General features: G+C 63.1%; 14 protein-coding genes. 7 read left to right on the top strand and 7 right to left on the bottom strand.

Annotated features, from left to right (window positions below; translation table 11 throughout):
• Positions 1-49: 49 nt before the first annotated feature.
• Together gfa and ACFSQT_RS25975 are read right to left on the bottom strand one after the other, a co-directional pair.
• Positions 50-619 (bottom strand): S-(hydroxymethyl)glutathione synthase, encoded by a 570-nt coding sequence (gene gfa, locus ACFSQT_RS25980; protein WP_379023507.1) that lies wholly within the window; start codon positions 617-619, stop codon positions 50-52.
• Positions 620-685: 66 nt separating this feature from the next.
• Complete coding sequence (locus ACFSQT_RS25975; protein WP_379023505.1) at positions 686-1,813, bottom strand: S-(hydroxymethyl)glutathione dehydrogenase/class III alcohol dehydrogenase; 1,128 nt, start codon at positions 1,811-1,813, stop codon at positions 686-688.
• A gap of 211 nt (positions 1,814-2,024) precedes the next feature.
• Between ACFSQT_RS25975 and ACFSQT_RS25970 the strand changes: the two genes are divergently transcribed.
• Together ACFSQT_RS25970 and dnaE are read left to right on the top strand one after the other, a co-directional pair.
• On the top strand, positions 2,025-4,037 hold the full coding sequence (locus ACFSQT_RS25970) for an acetyl-CoA carboxylase biotin carboxylase subunit (RefSeq protein ID WP_379023503.1): 2,013 nt from the start codon (positions 2,025-2,027) through the stop codon (positions 4,035-4,037).
• Between the two features lie 152 nt (positions 4,038-4,189).
• Positions 4,190-7,684, top strand: a complete 3,495-nt coding sequence (gene dnaE / locus ACFSQT_RS25965; protein ID WP_379023633.1) for a DNA polymerase III subunit alpha — start codon at positions 4,190-4,192, stop codon at positions 7,682-7,684.
• 36 nt (positions 7,685-7,720) lie between these two features.
• Here dnaE and ACFSQT_RS25960 read toward each other — a convergent pair whose 3' ends face one another.
• Positions 7,721-8,179: a hypothetical protein gene (locus tag ACFSQT_RS25960; RefSeq protein WP_379023501.1), complete on the bottom strand. Its 459-nt coding sequence runs from the start codon at positions 8,177-8,179 to the stop codon at positions 7,721-7,723.
• A 129-nt stretch (positions 8,180-8,308) separates the two neighbouring features.
• The gene (locus tag ACFSQT_RS25955) at positions 8,309-9,190 is read right to left on the bottom strand and encodes a DMT family transporter (protein ID WP_379023499.1); all 882 of its coding nucleotides are present in this window, start codon (positions 9,188-9,190) and stop codon (positions 8,309-8,311) included.
• Positions 9,191-9,375: 185 nt separating this feature from the next.
• Here ACFSQT_RS25955 and ACFSQT_RS25950 point away from each other — a divergent pair, with 185 nt between their 5' ends.
• On the top strand, positions 9,376-9,882 hold the full coding sequence (locus tag ACFSQT_RS25950) for a hypothetical protein (protein ID WP_379023497.1): 507 nt from the start codon (positions 9,376-9,378) through the stop codon (positions 9,880-9,882).
• Between the two features lie 16 nt (positions 9,883-9,898).
• Here ACFSQT_RS25950 and ACFSQT_RS25945 read toward each other — a convergent pair whose 3' ends face one another.
• Positions 9,899-11,227: a DNA polymerase IV gene (locus ACFSQT_RS25945; RefSeq protein ID WP_379023495.1), complete on the bottom strand. Its 1,329-nt coding sequence runs from the start codon at positions 11,225-11,227 to the stop codon at positions 9,899-9,901.
• A 65-nt stretch (positions 11,228-11,292) separates the two neighbouring features.
• Between ACFSQT_RS25945 and ACFSQT_RS25940 the strand changes: the two genes are divergently transcribed.
• Both ACFSQT_RS25940 and ACFSQT_RS25935 read left to right on the top strand, forming a co-directional pair.
• Complete coding sequence (locus ACFSQT_RS25940) at positions 11,293-11,868, top strand: GNAT family N-acetyltransferase (protein WP_379023493.1); 576 nt, start codon at positions 11,293-11,295, stop codon at positions 11,866-11,868.
• Between the two features lie 210 nt (positions 11,869-12,078).
• Positions 12,079-13,611 (top strand): uL18 family ribosomal protein, encoded by a 1,533-nt coding sequence (locus tag ACFSQT_RS25935; protein WP_379023491.1) that lies wholly within the window; start codon positions 12,079-12,081, stop codon positions 13,609-13,611.
• 3 nt (positions 13,612-13,614) lie between these two features.
• Here the strand turns inward: ACFSQT_RS25935 and ACFSQT_RS25930 are convergent, their stop codons facing one another.
• Together ACFSQT_RS25930 and ACFSQT_RS25925 are read right to left on the bottom strand one after the other, a co-directional pair.
• On the bottom strand, positions 13,615-14,268 hold the full coding sequence (locus tag ACFSQT_RS25930) for a hypothetical protein (RefSeq protein ID WP_379023489.1): 654 nt from the start codon (positions 14,266-14,268) through the stop codon (positions 13,615-13,617).
• Entirely contained in the window at positions 14,265-14,564 is a 300-nt protein-coding gene (locus ACFSQT_RS25925) for a DUF3572 domain-containing protein (RefSeq protein WP_379023487.1), read from the bottom strand. Before ACFSQT_RS25925 ends, ACFSQT_RS25930 begins: the two co-directional genes overlap by 4 nt.
• Before the next feature lie 179 nt (positions 14,565-14,743).
• On the opposite strand from ACFSQT_RS25925, the gene ACFSQT_RS25920 reads away from it, so the two are divergent.
• Both ACFSQT_RS25920 and ACFSQT_RS25915 read left to right on the top strand, forming a co-directional pair.
• The gene (locus ACFSQT_RS25920; protein WP_379023485.1) at positions 14,744-15,160 is read left to right on the top strand and encodes a response regulator; all 417 of its coding nucleotides are present in this window, start codon (positions 14,744-14,746) and stop codon (positions 15,158-15,160) included.
• A 33-nt stretch (positions 15,161-15,193) separates the two neighbouring features.
• The gene (locus ACFSQT_RS25915) at positions 15,194-16,567 is read left to right on the top strand and encodes a PleD family two-component system response regulator (protein WP_379023483.1); all 1,374 of its coding nucleotides are present in this window, start codon (positions 15,194-15,196) and stop codon (positions 16,565-16,567) included.
• The last annotated feature ends 348 nt before the right edge of the window (positions 16,568-16,915 follow it).

Raw genomic sequence — 16,915 nt, 5'->3', positions numbered from 1 at the left:
TGGGGCCGGGCGATTTCGCACGGCCCCATGGACATAATCCAATCGGTTTCTAAGCCGGCAAGGCGCCGGACTTCTTGGCCGTCCAGGTCGCGATATAGTCCATCAGGCCGGGATTGAGGCAGTCATAGGGTTCCAGCCCGATTGACTTCAGCTGCGCGCGGATGCCGTCCATCCGCTTCGGATCGACACCGGATTCGATGATCGACGAAACGAAGGCGGTGAAGCCCGGCGGCGACCAGCCGTCCTCGACGAAGCGTTCGGGGTGGATGAAGGACAGGCCCTTGAACGCATGGTCGCGCTCGACCGGACCATGCATGTGAACGCCGCAGCCGGTGCAGGCATGACGCAGGATCAGCGCGCTGGGGTCGACCACCTTGAGCTTGTCGCCGTTTTCGGTGACGGTGACGTCGCCGGTGCCGGCCACGGCAACGACCGAGAACAACGCGCCCTCCGGCTTCCAGCATTTGGTGCAGCCGCAGGCATGGTTATGGGCGATCTGGCCCTTGACCTTCACCTTGACCGGCCTGCTGGTGCAGGCGCAGACCAGCGTGCCGCCGGCAAAGCTTGCACTCTCCTTGGGCAGACCATTGTCGATTTTCGGATGCAGTTTTTCCGGCATTTTTTTTCCTCCCAGTTGTGAACCACAGAGGTCGCAGGCCGGTTGGTCGGCGGCTTGTGGTCTTCTTCAGTAAACCACGACGCTTCGGATCGACTTGCCCTCATGCATCAGGTCGAACCCCGTGTTGATGTCCTCGAGCTTCAGCGTGTGAGTGATCATCGGGTCGATCTGGATCTTGCCGTCCATGTACCAGTCGACGATTTTCGGCACATCGGTGCGGCCGCGCGCGCCGCCGAAGGCGGTGCCCATCCAGCTGCGCCCGGTGACCAGCTGGAACGGCCGCGTCGAGATCTCCTGGCCGGCACCGGCCACGCCAATGACGACCGATTTGCCCCAGCCGCGATGCGAGGCTTCCAGCGCCTGCCGCATCACCTTGGTGTTGCCGGTGCAGTCGAACGTGTAATCGGCGCCGCCGATCTGGTCGGCGCCTCGCTTGGTCATGTTGACGAGATGGGGCACGATATCGCCGTCGATCTCCTTCGGATTGACGAAATGCGTCATGCCGAACTTCTCGCCCCAGGCCTTCTTGTCGTTGTTCAAGTCGACGCCGATAATCATGTCGGCACCGGCAAGTTTCAGGCCCTGGATGACGTTGAGGCCGATGCCGCCGAGGCCGAAGACGACCGCGGTGGCGCCTTGCTCGACCTTGGCCGTGTTGATGACCGCACCGATGCCGGTGGTGACGCCGCAGCCGATGTAGCAGATCTTGTCGAAGGGGGCGTCGGGATTGACCTTGGCCACCGCGATCTCTGGCAGCACGGTGAAGTTGGAGAAGGTCGAACAGCCCATATAGTGAAAAATCTTGTCCTTGCCGATCGAGAAGCGCGACGAGCCGTCGGGCATCAAGCCCTGGCCCTGCGTGGCGCGGATGGCGGTGCACAGATTGGTCTTGCGCGACAGGCAGGACGGGCACTGCCGGCATTCCGGCGTATAGAGCGGGATGACGTGGTCACCCTTCTTGACCGAAGTGACGCCCTTGCCGACATCGACGACGACGCCGGCGCCCTCATGGCCGAGGATGGCCGGAAACAGGCCTTCGGGATCGGCGCCCGACAGCGTGAATTCGTCGGTGTGGCATATGCCGGTCGCCTTGATCTCGACCAGCACCTCGCCGTCGCGCGGACCATCGAGGTCGACCTCCATGATCTCCAGCGGCTTTCCGGCGGCGACAGCGACAGCGGCGCGGGTTTTCATCGGGCAATTCCTCCAAGGGCGATTTTTGGGGCGATTTTTCCTCAAGCTTTCAGGTTTTGATGATGCGATCAACTGGAAGCTGGTTCCAGGCTTGGGCCAGCGCGGAGAAATTTAATCCCAAATCGATTGAAAGACCGCGATTGACCCGCCCGGCTTGACCGCGCCGGCACAGGCCATAAAAGGAACGGCCGACCCGAGGGATGACTTCAGCATGTTCACCAAGATCCTGATCGCCAATCGCGGCGAGATTGCCTGCCGTGTCATCAGGACGGCGCGCAAGATGGGCATCGCCACGGTCGCGGTCTATTCCGACGCCGATCGCGATGCAGTGCATGTCGAGATGGCCGACGAGGCGGTGCATATCGGGCCGTCGCCGGCTGCGCAGAGCTACCTCGTGCCGGAGAAGATCATTGCCGCCTGCAAGGCGACGGGTGCGCAGGCCGTGCATCCCGGCTACGGCTTCCTGTCCGAGCGGGCTGCCTTCTGCGAGGCGCTGGAGGCGGAAGGCATCGTCTTCATCGGCCCGAAGCCCAAGGCGATCAGGGCGATGGGCGACAAGATCGAATCGAAGAAGTTCGCCAATGCCGCCAAGGTTTCCACCGTGCCCGGCTGGCTCGGCGTCATCGAGAATGCCGACCATGCCGAAAAGATCGCCGGCGAGATCGGTTATCCCGTGATGATCAAGGCCTCGGCCGGTGGCGGCGGCAAGGGCATGCGCATCGCCTGGAGCCAGCCGGAAGTGCGCGACGGCTTCGACCGGGCACGCTCGGAAGCCAAGAGTTCGTTCGGCGACGACCGCGTCTTCATCGAGAAGTTCGTCGTCGATCCGCGCCATATCGAGATCCAGGTGCTGGCCGATGCGCATGGCAACGCGCTCTATCTCGGCGAGCGCGAATGCTCGATCCAGCGCCGCAACCAAAAGGTTGCCGAGGAGGCGCCGTCGCCGTTTCTCGACGCCAGGACGCGCAAGGCCATGGGCGAGCAGTCGGTGGCGCTGGCCAGGGCGGTGGACTACCAGAGCGCCGGCACGGTCGAGTTCATCGTCGACAAGGACAGGAACTTCTATTTCCTTGAAATGAATACACGATTGCAGGTCGAGCACCCGGTGACGGAGCTCGTCACCGGCATCGATCTGGTCGAGCAGATGATCCGCGTCGCCGCCGGCGAAAAGCTCGCCTTGAAGCAAAGCGATGTGAAGCTCAACGGCTGGGCGGTGGAAAGCCGGCTCTACGCCGAGGATCCGTACCGCAATTTCCTGCCATCGATCGGCCGGCTGACGCGCTACCGGCCGCCTGAGGAAGGACAATTCGGCGATGTCGTCATCCGCAACGACACCGGCGTCACCGAAGGCTCCGAGATTTCGATGTTCTACGATCCGATGCTCGCCAAGCTGTGCACCTGGGCGCCGACGCGGCTCGCAGCCATCGATGCCATGTCGGAAGCGCTCGACAGCTTTATCGTCGACGGCATCGAGCACAACATTCCGTTCCTCGCTGCCCTGATGCAGCATCCGCGCTGGCGGGAAGGGCTGATATCGACCGGTTTCATCGCGGAGGAATACCCCGACGGTTTTGCGCCTGTCATACCAAACGACGATGACAAAGCCGTGCTGGCATCGATTGCGACCGCGGTGGAACTGCTACGCCGCGACCGGCTCGACAGGCTGGGCGGGCGGCTGGCGCCGCATTCGGGAGCGCTGAAGCGCGACTGGGTGGTGAAGATCGGTGAAGACTATTTGTCGGCGTCCGTCCTCGAGGGCATGATTTCCATCCCGATGGAAATCGATCTGTCGATCGAGGGCGGCAAGGCGCTGACCGTTGCCTCCGACTGGCGGCCGGGCGACCTGATCTGGCGCGGCACGGTCGGTCAACGCAAGGTCGCCGCCCAGGTCAGGCCTGTTGCCAACGGCTTTCGCATTGCCTGGAAGGGCGTGTCGGTGACCGCGCGCGCCATGCTGCCGCGCATTGCCGAACTGGAAAGGCTGATGCCGGAGAAGGTGGCACCGGACACGTCGAAACTGCTGCTGTGTCCGATGCCTGGCCTTGTCGTGTCGATTGCCGTCACCGAGGGCCAGGAGGTCAAGACCGGCGAGACATTGGCCGTCGTCGAGGCGATGAAGATGGAAAACGTGCTGCGTGCCGAACGCGATCTTGTCGTGGCAAAACTCAACGCCAAGCCGGGTGACAGCCTGGCTGTCGATGCGGTGATCATGGAATTCGTTTAAGCGAGCCGGGGCAGGGACGGCAAGCCTGTGGTCAGCGGTCGTTTGTGCTGGACTGGTATCGCGCGGTCCCGGACAATACATCTCCATCGACTCAAGTCCTTCGGGCAGCGCGAAAAACCATGGCAGACGACAGACTTCCCCGCGATCCCCTGATGCGCGAAGCCGCGATAGCGGCCGCGCGGCCGGAGGCGCCGGCGAGGCCCTTCGTCCATCTGCGCGTGCATTCGGCCTATTCGCTGCTGGAGGGCGCCTTGCAGATCGGCAAGGTGGTGGCCCACGCGGTCAAGGACGAGGCCCCGGCGATTGCCGTTACCGACACCAACAATTTGTTCGGCGCACTGGAATTCGCGCAGAAGGCGGTCAAGGACGGCATCCAGCCGATCATCGGTTGCCAGATCTCGCTCGCCTTTTCCGGCGAGAACAGCGATGGCCAGCGCGACCGCCGGCGGCAAGGCCCGGACATGCGGCCGGTCATCCTGATCGCGGCGACCGAGGCCGGCTATTCCAACCTGGTCAGGCTGGTCAGCCGCGTCTACCTGGAAACGCCGCCAGGCGAAGCGGTGCACCTGACCACCGACATGATGGCAGGCTATTGCGACGGGCTGATCTGCCTCAGCGGTGGGCCGCGCGGCCCGATCGGCATTGCGCTCAAGGAAGATCGTAGAGATCTTGCCGAGGCACGGCTTTTGACCCTCAAGACGATGTTCGGGGACCGGCTCTATGTCGAGCTGGATCGGGTTTCGGGTTATGATCGAATGATCGAGAAATCCTCGATCGATCTCGCCTATGCCCACGAACTGCCGCTGGTCGCCACCAACGAGGCGTTCTTCTCTGCGCGCGACGATTATGACGCGCATGACGCGCTGATCGCCATCGCCGAGGGTTCGGTCGTCGCCGTCGACAACCGCCGCCGGCTGTCACCGGACAATTTCCTGCGCAGCCAGGCCGATATGGCCAGGCTGTTTGCCGACCTGCCGGAAGCGATCGACAACACCGTCGAGATCGCGCTGCGCTGCTCCTACTATCCGAAGAACCGCAACCCGATCCTGCCGCGCTTCACGGGCGGTGACGTCGCCGACAATGACGCCGCCGTGCAGGCGGAAGCCGATGAACTGGCGCGGCAGGCGCATGAGGGTCTCGAGGCGCGGCTGGCCGCGCACGGTCCGACACCAGGCTACACGGTCGAGCAATATCGCGAGCGGTTGAATTTCGAGCTTGGCATCATCACCAAGATGAAGTTTCCCGGCTACTTCCTGATCGTTGCCGACTTCATCAAATGGGCCAAGGCGCAAGGCATTCCGGTCGGGCCGGGCCGGGGTTCGGGCGCCGGGTCGCTGGTCGCCTATTCGACGACCATCACCGACATCGATCCGTTGCGCTTCTCCTTGCTGTTCGAGCGCTTCCTCAACCCCGACCGCGTGTCGATGCCCGACTTCGATATCGACTTCTGCCAGGATCGCCGCGAGGAGGTGATCCGCTACGTCCAGCAGAAATACGGTCGCGACCAGGTCGGCCAGATCATCACCTTCGGTACGCTGCAGGCCCGCGCCGTGCTGCGCGACGTCGGCCGCGTTCTGCAGATGCCCTACGGCCAGGTCGACAAGCTCTCCAAGATGGTGCCGCAGAACCCGGCCAATCCGGTCAAGCTCGCCGACGCCATCGCCAACGAGCCGCGCTTTGCCGAAGAGGCCGAGAAGGAGCCGATCGTCCAGACGCTGCTCGACATGGCGCAGAAGCTGGAGGGCCTCTACCGCCATGCTTCGACGCACGCCGCCGGCATCGTCATCGGTGACCGGCCGCTGTCGGAGCTGGTGCCGATGTACCGCGATCCGCGCTCGGACATGCCGGTCACCCAGTTCAACATGAAGTATGTCGAGCAGGCCGGACTGGTGAAGTTCGACTTCCTCGGCCTGAAGACGCTGACCACACTGGAAACCGCGGTCAAGCTGATCCGCCGCCGCGGCATCGAGATCGACCTGGCGACGATCCCGCTCGACGATCCCGAGACCTATGCGATGCTGTCGCGTGGCGAAGTGGTCGGCGTGTTCCAGGTGGAAAGTGCCGGCATGCGCAAGGCGCTGATCGGCATGCGGCCCGACTGCATCGAGGACATCATCGCCCTGGTGGCGCTGTACCGGCCGGGGCCGATGGAGAACATCCCGACCTACAACGCCCGAAAGCATGGCGAGGAGGAGATGGCGTCGATCCATCCCAAGATCGACCATCTGGTGAAGGAGACGCAAGGCGTCATCGTCTACCAGGAACAGGTCATGCAGATCGCGCAGGAGCTTGCCGGTTATTCGCTCGGCGAAGCCGACCTTCTGCGTCGCGCCATGGGCAAGAAGATCCGCGCCGAGATGGACAAGCAGCGCGAGCGCTTCGTCTCCGGCGCGGTCGAGCGCGGTGTCGGCAAGCCGCAAGCCGACTTCATTTTCGACCTGCTGGCCAAGTTCGCCGACTATGGTTTCAACAAGTCGCATGCAGCCGCCTACGCGGTGGTCTCCTACCAGACCGCCTATCTCAAGGCGCATTATCCGGTCGAGTTCCTGGCGGCGTCGATGACGCTCGACATGGGCAACACCGACAAGCTCGCCGATTTCCGCCAGGACGCGCTGCGTCTCGGCATCGAGGTGGTGGTGCCGTCGGTGATGACGAGCTTCCGCGCTTTCGAGGTTGGCGAGAACCGCATCTACTATTCGCTGGCAGCGCTGAAGGGCGTCGGCGACGCGGCGGTCGAGCACATCGTTGCCCAGCGCGGCGAAAAGCCGTTCAAGAACCTCGCCGATTTCTGCGAAAGGGTCGATCCCAAGATTGTCGGCAAGCGCGTCTTCGAAAGCCTGATCATGGCCGGTGCGCTCGACTGCTTCGGCCATGACCGTGCTTCCATGATGGCAGGGGTGGAGCGGATGATGGGTCTGGCGTCCCTGGCGCAGCAGAACGCGGTCTCCGGCCAGCACGATATCTTTGGCGCTTCGCTCGGCGCCCAGTCGCAGGCGCTCAACCTGCCGGCGACGGACCCGTGGCTCGCCGCCGACCGGCTGCACCGTGAATTCCAGGTGGTGGGCTTCTACCTCTCCGCCCATCCGCTCGACGAGTACAAGGCGGCCCTGCAGAAGATGCGGGTGCAGAACTGGGCCGAGTTTTCAGCGGCGGTCAAGCGCGGTGCCGCCGCCGGCCGGCTCGCCGGCACCGTCACCACCAAGCAGGAGCGCAAGACGCGCACCGGCAACAAGATGGGCGTCGTCGCCTTTTCCGATACATCCGGCCAATATGAAGCCGTGCTGTTTTCCGAAGGACTGGCGCAGTATCGCGACCTGCTCGAGCCCGGCCGCTCCGTCGTCATCACCGTTGCGGCCGAGGACAGGCCGGAAGGCGTCAATTTGCGCATCAACTCGGTACAATCGCTGGAGGACGAGGCAAGCCGCATCCAGAAGGCGCTGCGCATTTTCGTGCGCAACGCAGCGCCGATCGGCACGCTGGCCGGCCAGCTTTCTGTGAGGGGCGAAGGCCAGGTCAGCTTCGTGCTGATCAAGGAAGATGGCGCGGGAGAAATCGAGATCGAGCTGCCCAATCGCTACCGGATCTCGCCGCAGATCGCCTCGGCGATGCGTGCCGTGCCCGGCGTGGTCGAAGTGGAGCTGGTGTGACCGCGTGGCGGGCGAATTTAGCCCCGATCCGAAGGCTCAAAACTGCGGACCACCTATCTGGCTGTAGTTGACGCCGCCGAAGCTGATGCCCGTCAGGCCGGGAGCCGCCATCTTGCGCTTATGACCATCGCGGCAGTCGAACACGGGCCACTCCGTCTGTTGACAAGGTATCTCGCGGCACATTCGGCTCAGGCAATCGCCCTCGGTGAGCAAGAACAGGCTGTTGCCCACGCGCCGAACCGTGCTTCCGTCATCGGAACGCCAGGTCCAGGGAATGCGCAACGAGGAAACGAAATCGCCGACAAGGCCACCGGTCCCGGAATGCGCGCGCAGGCTTGTTCGATAACGCGCCATGGACGCGGAATAGTCGGCCACAACAGTCGGGCCATAGGAGGAAGCCATAGGGCTATCCGACTCGAGAAGATGCGTCCCCGCTTCGGCTTCCGCTTTGCTGGTGGCCACCAGCGTCGACATCAGTAAAACAGCGACGATCATAAGAGGCATCGTTGCACCATCTCACGCTTGCTCTCTGTTTCCAGGAGCGGCTCATCCCGCCTTGGCGACAAGATCTAATCAGGGCACGAAATTTTCGCAGACTCAATCTCCAGCGGACTGGATCATGGTCTATGACGCGGCGATCTTCGCCGGTTGTGGCGCTTTTCGCTGAAGATTGAGCAAATTGCCCATCAGGATCAGCAGCGCGCCGCCGGCGGTGAAGGCGTCGATCTGCTCCTGATAGAGTAGCCAGCCGATCAGCGCCGACAGCGGCACGCGCAGGAAATCCATCGGCGAAATGACGGTGGCGTCGGCATAGGCAAGCGCGCGGGCCATGCAGAAATGCGACGACATGCCGGTGAAGGCGATCAGCACGATCCATGGCCACAGCGCCAGCGGCGGGTTGCGCCACTCATAGAGCGCCGGGATGAGGCCGAGTGCCGACTGGATGATCAACATCCAGAAGATGATGCGCACGACACTGTCCGTCCGTGTCAGCGACTTGACCATGACCACCGAGATGCCGAAGCAGACGGCGGCACCCAGCACGACGAGGTGCCCCGGATCGACCGAGCCGACGCCGGGGCGCACGATGATCACCACGCCGATCAGTCCCAGTACGATCGCCGCAAGCCTTGGCCGGGAGAGCCTTTCGCCCAGAAAGGTCACCGCCAGGATCGCGGTCCAGATCGGTGTGGTGAATTCGATCGAGATCAGCACGGCCAGCGGGATCAGCGTCAGCGCGTAGAGCCATGCCGCCTGGCCGGTGTAGTGGATGACGTTGCGGGCGATATGGGCGACCGGGCGCTGCGTGCGCATGGCGGCAAAGCCGCCGCTCATCATCACCAGCGGCAGAAGGATGAAAAAGCCGATCACCGAGCGCAGTTCCAGCACCTGGAAGACGTTGAGCTCGGCTGTCGTGGCGCGGCCGGCGACCGACATCGCCAGGAATGACGCGATCGACAGCGCCATCCAGAACGCGGCCTTGGGGATGGAGGGGGCAGGTACCATGCCCGCTATGTCGCAGGCCGGGGCTTTTGCCGCAATCGCTAGACGCTGCATTCTTCTGGGCCAGCTGCGTTGCAAAACTGTCATGTTGCGGGCGGAACCTGATGCGGCAAGGGGCGTTGAGTCTCGATAATCTGCCGTGCTTCGCTTGCCGTCCTGCCTTTTCAAAATCAACAGGGAGAGCTTCGATGAGATCGTTCGCGCAATTCGCGCTTGCTGGCTGTCTGTTGGTCGAGGCAAACGCAGCCCATGCCGACGAGGCCAAATTCCTGCAGTCGTTCAAGGGCAATTTCGCCGGCCAGGGTATCGTCAAGGTCACCACCGAAGCGCCGACGGTGAACGTGTCCTGTACGTTTAAGTCAAACGCGACGTCGACCTCGCTGTCGCTGGACGGCAATTGCCGCGGGCTGGTTGTGGTGACGCGCGCCATCAGCGCGGACCTGAAGGCCAGCGGTGCGAAATACAGCGGCACCTATGTCGGCTCTCGCACGGGGCCGGCGCAACTCAACGGCAGCCGCTCCGGCAACGCAATCAATCTCGGCATCCGCTGGGCCACGGAGGTCAATGGTGACCGAAACGCGCAGATGAAGGTCGAGAAACGAGGCGAGAACGGCATGCGGCTGACTGTCATCGACACCGACCCGAAGACCGGCAAGAGCGTGGTGACCAGCAGGATCGATCTGCAGCGCACCTGAACCTCGACCACCTGTCTCAGTCCTCGATCGGCTCCGGCGGGTGGGCGTCGCGGCCCTTGCCGAATGTATAGCCGGTTTCCACCGCCTTGCGGCCGAACCTGTCGCGCAAGGCATCGATGGCGCCTTCGGCCATGGCGCGCTTGCGCGACTGGACGTCGACCAGATCGGGCGGGTCGGCCTTGTCGTCGTCCGAGAGGTCGCTGACGCCGATGCCGAGCAGCCGATATTTCGTGCCGTCGGTTTCCTTGCGAAGAAGTTCCACCCCGGTCTGAAAGATGCGGTCGGCGAGCCGGGTCGGGTCGCCGAGCTGGCGGTTGCGCGTGCGCAGCTTGAAATCCTGGGTCTTCAGCTTCAGCACGACGGTGCGCCCGGCAATGCCGGATTTCTTCAACCGTGCGGAGACCTTCTCCGAAAGCCCTCTCAGCACCGCGACCAGCTCATCGAGCGAAGCGATGTCGGTGTCGAAGGTGGTTTCGGCCGATACGCTTTTGGCGTCCTGGTCGGGATCGACGCGGCGAACGTCCTCGCCGCGCGAAAGATGGTAGAGCCGGTCGCCCATCGTGCCGTAACGGCGCATCAGGTCGCCACGATCCATCTGCTGCAGCTGACCGATGGTGCGGATGCCGTCGCGCTCCAGCGTGGCGTTGAACGCCTTGCCGACACCCCAGATCATTGTCACCGGCTGCGACGCCAGAAAGCCGACCGCCTCTGCCTCGCCTATGACCGAGAAGCCGCGCGGCTTGCGGAAGTCGGACGCGATCTTGGCGAGGAACTTGCAGTAGGACAGGCCTGCCGAAACGGTGATGCCGATCTCCTTCTCGACCGCCAGCGCGAAGCGCGCCAGCACCACCGCCGGCGGCAGGCCGTGCAGCCGTTCGGTGCCGGCGAGATCGAGAAACGCCTCGTCGATCGACAGCGGCTCGACCAGCGGCGTCAGCGCCTGCATCATGGCGCGCACCTCGCGGCCGACGCGGACATATTTCTCCATGTTGGGGCTGATGACGACCGCCCCTGGACAGGCTTCGAGCGCCTTGAACATCGGCATTGCCGAGCGCACGCCCTGGATGCGGGCGATGTAGCATGCGGTGGAGACGACGCCGCGCTTGCCGCCGCCGATGATCAGCGGCTTGTCCTTGAGCGCCGGGTTGTCGCGCTTTTCGATCGCCGCATAGAAGGCGTCGCAATCGATATGGGCCAGATGCAGACGGTAAAGCTCGGGATGGCGCGCAAGCCGCGGGCTGCCGCAGCATTCGCAGCGGCGCGTCTCGCTGCGCTGAAACGTCAGGCAGTCGCGGCAAAAACCGTGATCGGGATTGTTGACAGGGGCCGCCATCGCTGCGAACATAAAGAGAACAGAAGCAATGGTACGACAGTGCAAGGCCAGCGACAAGGCTGGCCTGGGGAGAACGCATGAGCACGACCATAGCGCCGCTGGTGCCCGAGCTTTGGGCGGATTTCGAGGACCTCTTCGGCAAGCAGGGCGCCTGCTACGGCTGCTGGTGCACGCATTTCCGGCTGGCGCCGGCGGTGCGCCGCGAGAGCAGCCGGGAACGCAACAAGGACCATATCAAGGCGCGCATCGAAGCCGGTCCGCCGCCCGGCCTGCTGGCATTCGAAGACGGCAAGGCGGTCGGCTGGATGCAGATCGGACCACGCGCCGACGTGCCCGAATGGAACAATCAGGGCAGGGGGTCGGCACCCGTCGATCCCGCCGACGCCATGGATCCGGCCGTCTGGGCGATCTCCTGCTTCTTCATCCGCACCAAGGCGCGCGGCAGGGGCATCACGCATCGCCTGGTCGAAGGTGGCATCGATTTCGCCCGCAAGAATGGCGCCCGGCAGGTCGAAGCCTGCCCGATCGACCTGTCCCGGGATTCGCGTTCGATCGGGCTGTTCGTCGGCTCGTCGCGGGTCTTCGAGAAGGCCGGTTTCGAGCGGCTTGTGGAGCGCAAGGCAGGCCGGCCGTTGATGCGGCTGGTGCTTTGATCGAGATTGTCCGCTTGGATGACTTTGTTGATCTCACCTTGCGGTTGAAGCGGTAATTTCATACCAGACGAACGAAGCGTTCCTTCTACAGTGCGTCGCATGGAAACGGATTCAGTCGACGCGCTTCAAGCTTTTGCTTTATGCATGTCGTTGTTCCAAAGCCGCTGCCCACTTTTGGGCGACATGCATTAGGTCAAACGGAGAATTCGCGTGAACCGTGCCCTGCCATTTGTTTTCCTTGTTGCGTTGAGCGCGCCTGCTTTCGGCCAGACCGTCGACAACCAGGGTGCGAAGCAATTGTCCGAAGACCTGTCCCGCTATGTCGGCAAAAAGGCGCTCGACAAAGGCATTCTGAAGGTTTCGTTCGAAGGCGACGCCTACAAGATCGCATTTGATTTCAAGGCGCTTGCCGAATCGCTGCCCGATCAAAAGCTGCTGAAATTGGACGTTGTGCCCTATGCCTTGATGGTCAGGCCGCGCAGCGATGGATCCTGGGATGTCTCGATGGATTTTTCGCAGAGCGCTTCCTTCGAGTTCAACGGGCCCGAGGGTCTGCAAAGCACGCAGTTTTCGATCAAGGACGGCAAGGGTTCAGGCGTCTACGACCCCAATCTGGCGGCCTTCACCAGCGGCACCAGTTCGATGGCCGGCATGACGATGGCATCGAAGGATGCCAAGCAGCACATGGAGGCGAGCGCCGGCGCCGGCACTGCGACGATCGCCGCGACCAAGTCCGCGACTGGCGGCGTCGATTTCACAACCTCGCAGAAGGTGTCGAACTTCGTCGAAACGATCAATTTCGACGACCCTGAGAGCGGGCTGAAATTCCCGGTCAACGTCAAATCGCCGGAACTGTCGGTCGAGGCCAGCGGCAAGGGCGTACGGACAAAGCCGTTGCTCGATCTCCTGGCATTTGCGGTCGCCAATGAAGACGAGGCGATGCTGAAGGCAAACCAGGCGCAACTCAAATCGCTTCTGCTCGCCGCCTTGCCGGTTTGGGAGCATGTCGAGGGAACCTACGGTTTCAAGGATTTCGCTGTGGAAAGCCCGGTCGGCAATTTCGGCGCGGCGCAACTCAGCACCGCGTTCGGATCCGATGGCGTCGCCCAGAATGGCAAGATCACCTATGGCATCAAGGCGTCGGGGCTGACCGTGCCGCAACAGCTTCTGCCAAGCTGGAGCGTGGCGCTGCTGCCCACCGATGTCGAGTTGAACTTCGGTGGCGCCAATATCGATCTCGACAGCATGGCGAAGAAGGCGATCGAAGCCTTTGATCTCAATCAGAATCCGCCGCTGTCGGCTGATTTCGGCGACAAGCTCAAAGCTGACTTCTTGGCCAAGACGCCGAAGGTCGTCCTCGGCCACAGCACCGTGAAGAACAAGGACACGGAGATCGCACTGGAAGGCGAGATGACCTTCCCCGGCGAGAAGCCCGAGGCAAGCATGACGGTCGACGTCACCGGCTTCGACAAGCTTGTCGAGGGCCTGCAGGCGGCGGCGAAGTCGGAACCGGAGGTGGCGCAGTACGTACCTGCCGCTCTCATGGTGAAGGGTTTTGGCAAGACGCTGCCCGATGGGCGCATCGAATGGGTCGTCAACGCCAAGGCCGACGGCTCGGTCATGGTCAACGGCGTCATGCTCAAGCCGGCCGATCCTGCGGTGGACGACAGCGTCGATGATGGTGACAGCGGAGACGATAGCGGCGGGGATGATAGCGGGGCGGGAGCGAAGCTGAACCCCTGAAGGCTACAGCCCCAGCGATCTGGCGATCAGCGGCGCGGCTTCGTGCCAGTCCTGGACGACGACGATGTCGTCCGGCACCGGCGGCAGGAATGCGCGCAGCGAATTGTCGGCCATCAGGTGGAAGAGATCGGCGTCGGCGACGGATTCCCGCACCGATGCCAGATTGTGCGGCTGATCATCGACGAAGACCAACGGCCGGCCGGTCTTGCCGCGAAGCCTGGCCACCGCCGGTCCCTTGGCCATTTCAGTGGTCAGAAGCGGGTAGCCCAGGCCAAGGGCATCGAGATGGGCGCGACGCACGGCACGGTGCTTGTGCGGCATGGCCGTCAGCAGAATGATCTCGGCGCGATCGCCCAGTGCCGCCAGGGCGTCCGCGGCGCCGTCGGCAATGGTCTGCCAGTCGGCTTGGGCGTCAAAGAAATCGCCCAGAAGTGCCGTGACTTCGGGCTGTTCGATCAGGCGACCGCTCGCCGTCTCGGCGATGTTGCCGGTCAGCCGGAAGGAAGCCAGCGTCAGGCCGAAGCCGCGCGCCTTGAGGAAATTCGGGAAGGGGCGGATGAATTCGAGCACGACGTCGTCGACGTCGAGCACCAGCAGCGGACGGTCGTCGGCGGCCAGTTCCTCGATCTGTCGCGCGGTTTCGGGATCATCGCTCATGTGGAATGCTCATGGTTGTCGTCGCCCAGCGGCAGCGCCCGCAACGCCTTGCCGACAGCAGCCGGCGGCGTGCCGGTTTGCTCGGCAAAGCGCATCAGCGTCGGTTCGTGGGCGAGAATGAACTGCAGCACGCCGGCCAAGAATCCCGGTTCGCTGGCAGCCTTGCGGATCGAATGCGCCTCGATGCCGGTGATCGCCAGAAAGCGCGGCAACAGCTCCGGATCGGAGGCGACGAAGCCCAGGGCCTTCACCGCAATCGATTCCGCTTCTTCGCGCATTGACGCTGCGTTTGCCATCACTACCTTCGGTGTGTGGAATGAGTCTCTTCCGCAGTAATGGCAAGAGATGCTTGCGGCAAGCCATTAGAGCGGCGCCCGAGGTGGAATCCAGGCAGCTTTTCGCACGGTGGATTTCCGTTTCGTCAATCATATTGCCGTAGAGTGAAGCAGGGTTTGGTGCGTCTCGAGACGGGCGCATGACGGTCGCCTTCGAGCGGAAGGACGGCCGGGACGGGATGTCGATGCCGAAGAAGGTCATGATCGTCGAGGACAATGAGCTCAACATGAAGCTCTTTCGGGACCTCATCGAAGCAAGCGGTTACGAGACCGTGCGCACCCGCAACGGTCTTGAAGCGCTCGATCTGGCGCGCCAGCACCGGCCGGATCTCATCCTGATGGATATCCAGTTGCCTGAAGTGTCGGGGCTGGAGGTGACCAAATGGCTGAAGGAGGACGACGAACTGCACGTCATCCCGGTCATCGCGGTCACCGCCTTCGCGATGAAAGGCGACGAGGAACGCATCCGCCAGGGTGGTTGCGAGGCCTATATCTCCAAGCCGATCTCGGTGCCGCGTTTCATCGAGACCATCAAATCCTATTTGGGCGATGCATGATGCGCCCTTCCAGCCGAGCCGGAGTCTTGTGAAATGACTGCACGGATCCTCGTCGTCGACGACGTCCCTGCCAATGTGCGGCTGCTGGAGGTCCGGCTGCTGGCCGAATATTTCGAGGTGCTGACCGCCACCAACGGGCCGGATGCCATCGAGACGTGCGAGAACGGCAAAGTCGATGTCGTGCTGCTCGACGTGATGATGCCCGACATGGACGGGTTCGAGGTCTGCCGGCGGCTGAAGAGCGACCCGGCGACATCGCACATTCCGGTGGTGATGATCACCGCGCTCGACCAGGTTTCCGACCGCGTGCGCGGGCTTGAAGCCGGCGCCGATGACTTCCTGACCAAGCCGGTCAACGACCTGCAGCTGATGACGCGCGTCAAGAGCCTGGTTCGGCTGAAGTCGCTGACCGACGAGTTGCGGCTGCGCGCCTCGACGACGCGCAACATCGGCATCGAAGAGCTGCTGAGCCGCAATTTCGCCTCCGAGGACACGACGCCGAAAGTGCTTTTGATCGACGAGCGCAAATCCTCCGTCGAGCGCGTCCAGAGGATGCTGCGCGACCGCGCCGATCTCGATGTCACCAGCGATCCGCATGCCGGCTTCTTCCAGGCTGCCGAGACGTCCTACGAATGCGTGATGATCTCGACCGCCTTCGCCAATTTCGATCCGCTCCGCCTGTGTTCGCAACTGCGTTCGCTCGACCGCACCCGGTTCGTCCCGATCATCCTGCTGGCGGAGGCGGGCGAGGAGGAGCGCATCATCCGCGGCCTCGAACTCGGCATCAACGACTATCTGATGCGGCCGATCGACCAGCAGGAACTGACGGCACGGCTGCGCACCCAGGTGCGCCGCAAGCGCTACAACGACCAACTGCGGGCCAGCGTCACCCAGACCATCGAGATGGCGGTGACCGACGGCCTGACCGGGCTGCACAACCGCCGTTATCTCGACAGTCATCTGCAGACGCTGTTCGATCGCGCGGTGGCGCGCCGGCGGCCGCTGTCGTTGATGATCACCGATCTCGACCGTTTCAAGTCGATCAACGACGCGCACGGCCATGACGGCGGCGACGAAGTGTTGCGGGAATTCGCGCGACGGCTGCGCAAGAATGTCCGCGGCATCGACCTTGCCTGCCGCTTTGGCGGTGAGGAGTTCGTCGTGGTGATGCCGGACACCGATGGCGCGGTGGCCGAGAAGGTGGCCGAACGCATCCGCGCCGAAATCGCTCAGGCGCCCTTTGCCATCGGTCAGGACGGCAAGACGATCGAAGTCACCGTCAGCGTCGGCGTGTCGTCGGTGCTGAAGGGGGTGGACACGGTGGCGGCGCTGATGAAGCGCGCCGACCTCGCGCTCTATGAAGCCAAGAGCGGCGGCCGCAACCGCGTCGTCGCCAAGGCGGCGTGACGGCCCAGGCCCGATTATCCTGTCAACCCGAAAGGGTTACCCGTTTACCTTAATCCAAGCGATTTGCCAGCCTTGGTTAAGAAACGGTTGATTTTCTTAAGCTCTTGCGCAAGTGTGCAGGCCAAGACGAAGCCGGCACGAGGATAGACAGCCGGCTCGATCCCTGGAATACCCCATGATGCTCAGGTCCGCCGCATCTCCTGGGTCCGTGGGGTCGGCCGGCCGGCGCTGGCACATAGTGGCCTCCTCGTACCGCTGCCAAACGCCGACCGGCCCCCTCTCCAGACAGAACATCAGAGTTCCGTGCCAAGGCACGGATGACTCTGCTTTTTTTCGTGTGAAAAATCC

The organism is Mesorhizobium calcicola, from assembly GCF_042682105.1.
Lineage (GTDB): Bacteria > Pseudomonadota > Alphaproteobacteria > Rhizobiales > Rhizobiaceae > Mesorhizobium > Mesorhizobium calcicola.
The sequence above is the reverse complement of the archived record's forward strand: the minus strand, read 5'-3'. Positions and strand labels throughout refer to the sequence as shown.

Excerpts from the sequence above, each read along its gene's own strand:
- ACFSQT_RS25940 (WP_379023493.1), top strand. The coding sequence starts at position 11,293 with ATGAGCACGACCATAGCGCCGCTGGTGCCCGAGCTTTGGGCGGATTTC.
- ACFSQT_RS25915 (WP_379023483.1), top strand. The coding sequence starts at position 15,194 with ATGACTGCACGGATCCTCGTCGTCGACGACGTCCCTGCCAATGTGCGG.
- ACFSQT_RS25930 (WP_379023489.1), bottom strand. The coding sequence starts at position 14,268 with ATGAGCGATGATCCCGAAACCGCGCGACAGATCGAGGAACTGGCCGCC.
- ACFSQT_RS25945 (WP_379023495.1), bottom strand. The coding sequence starts at position 11,227 with ATGTTCGCAGCGATGGCGGCCCCTGTCAACAATCCCGATCACGGTTTT.
- ACFSQT_RS25960 (WP_379023501.1), bottom strand. The coding sequence starts at position 8,179 with ATGATCGTCGCTGTTTTACTGATGTCGACGCTGGTGGCCACCAGCAAA.
- ACFSQT_RS25950 (WP_379023497.1), top strand. The coding sequence starts at position 9,376 with ATGAGATCGTTCGCGCAATTCGCGCTTGCTGGCTGTCTGTTGGTCGAG.
- ACFSQT_RS25920 (WP_379023485.1), top strand. The coding sequence starts at position 14,744 with ATGACGGTCGCCTTCGAGCGGAAGGACGGCCGGGACGGGATGTCGATG.
- ACFSQT_RS25955 (WP_379023499.1), bottom strand. The coding sequence starts at position 9,190 with ATGGTACCTGCCCCCTCCATCCCCAAGGCCGCGTTCTGGATGGCGCTG.
- ACFSQT_RS25975 (WP_379023505.1), bottom strand. The coding sequence starts at position 1,813 with ATGAAAACCCGCGCCGCTGTCGCTGTCGCCGCCGGAAAGCCGCTGGAG.
- dnaE (WP_379023633.1), top strand. The coding sequence starts at position 4,190 with ATGCGCGAAGCCGCGATAGCGGCCGCGCGGCCGGAGGCGCCGGCGAGG.
- ACFSQT_RS25970 (WP_379023503.1), top strand. The coding sequence starts at position 2,025 with ATGTTCACCAAGATCCTGATCGCCAATCGCGGCGAGATTGCCTGCCGT.
- ACFSQT_RS25925 (WP_379023487.1), bottom strand. The coding sequence starts at position 14,564 with ATGGCAAACGCAGCGTCAATGCGCGAAGAAGCGGAATCGATTGCGGTG.
- gfa (WP_379023507.1), bottom strand. The coding sequence starts at position 619 with ATGCCGGAAAAACTGCATCCGAAAATCGACAATGGTCTGCCCAAGGAG.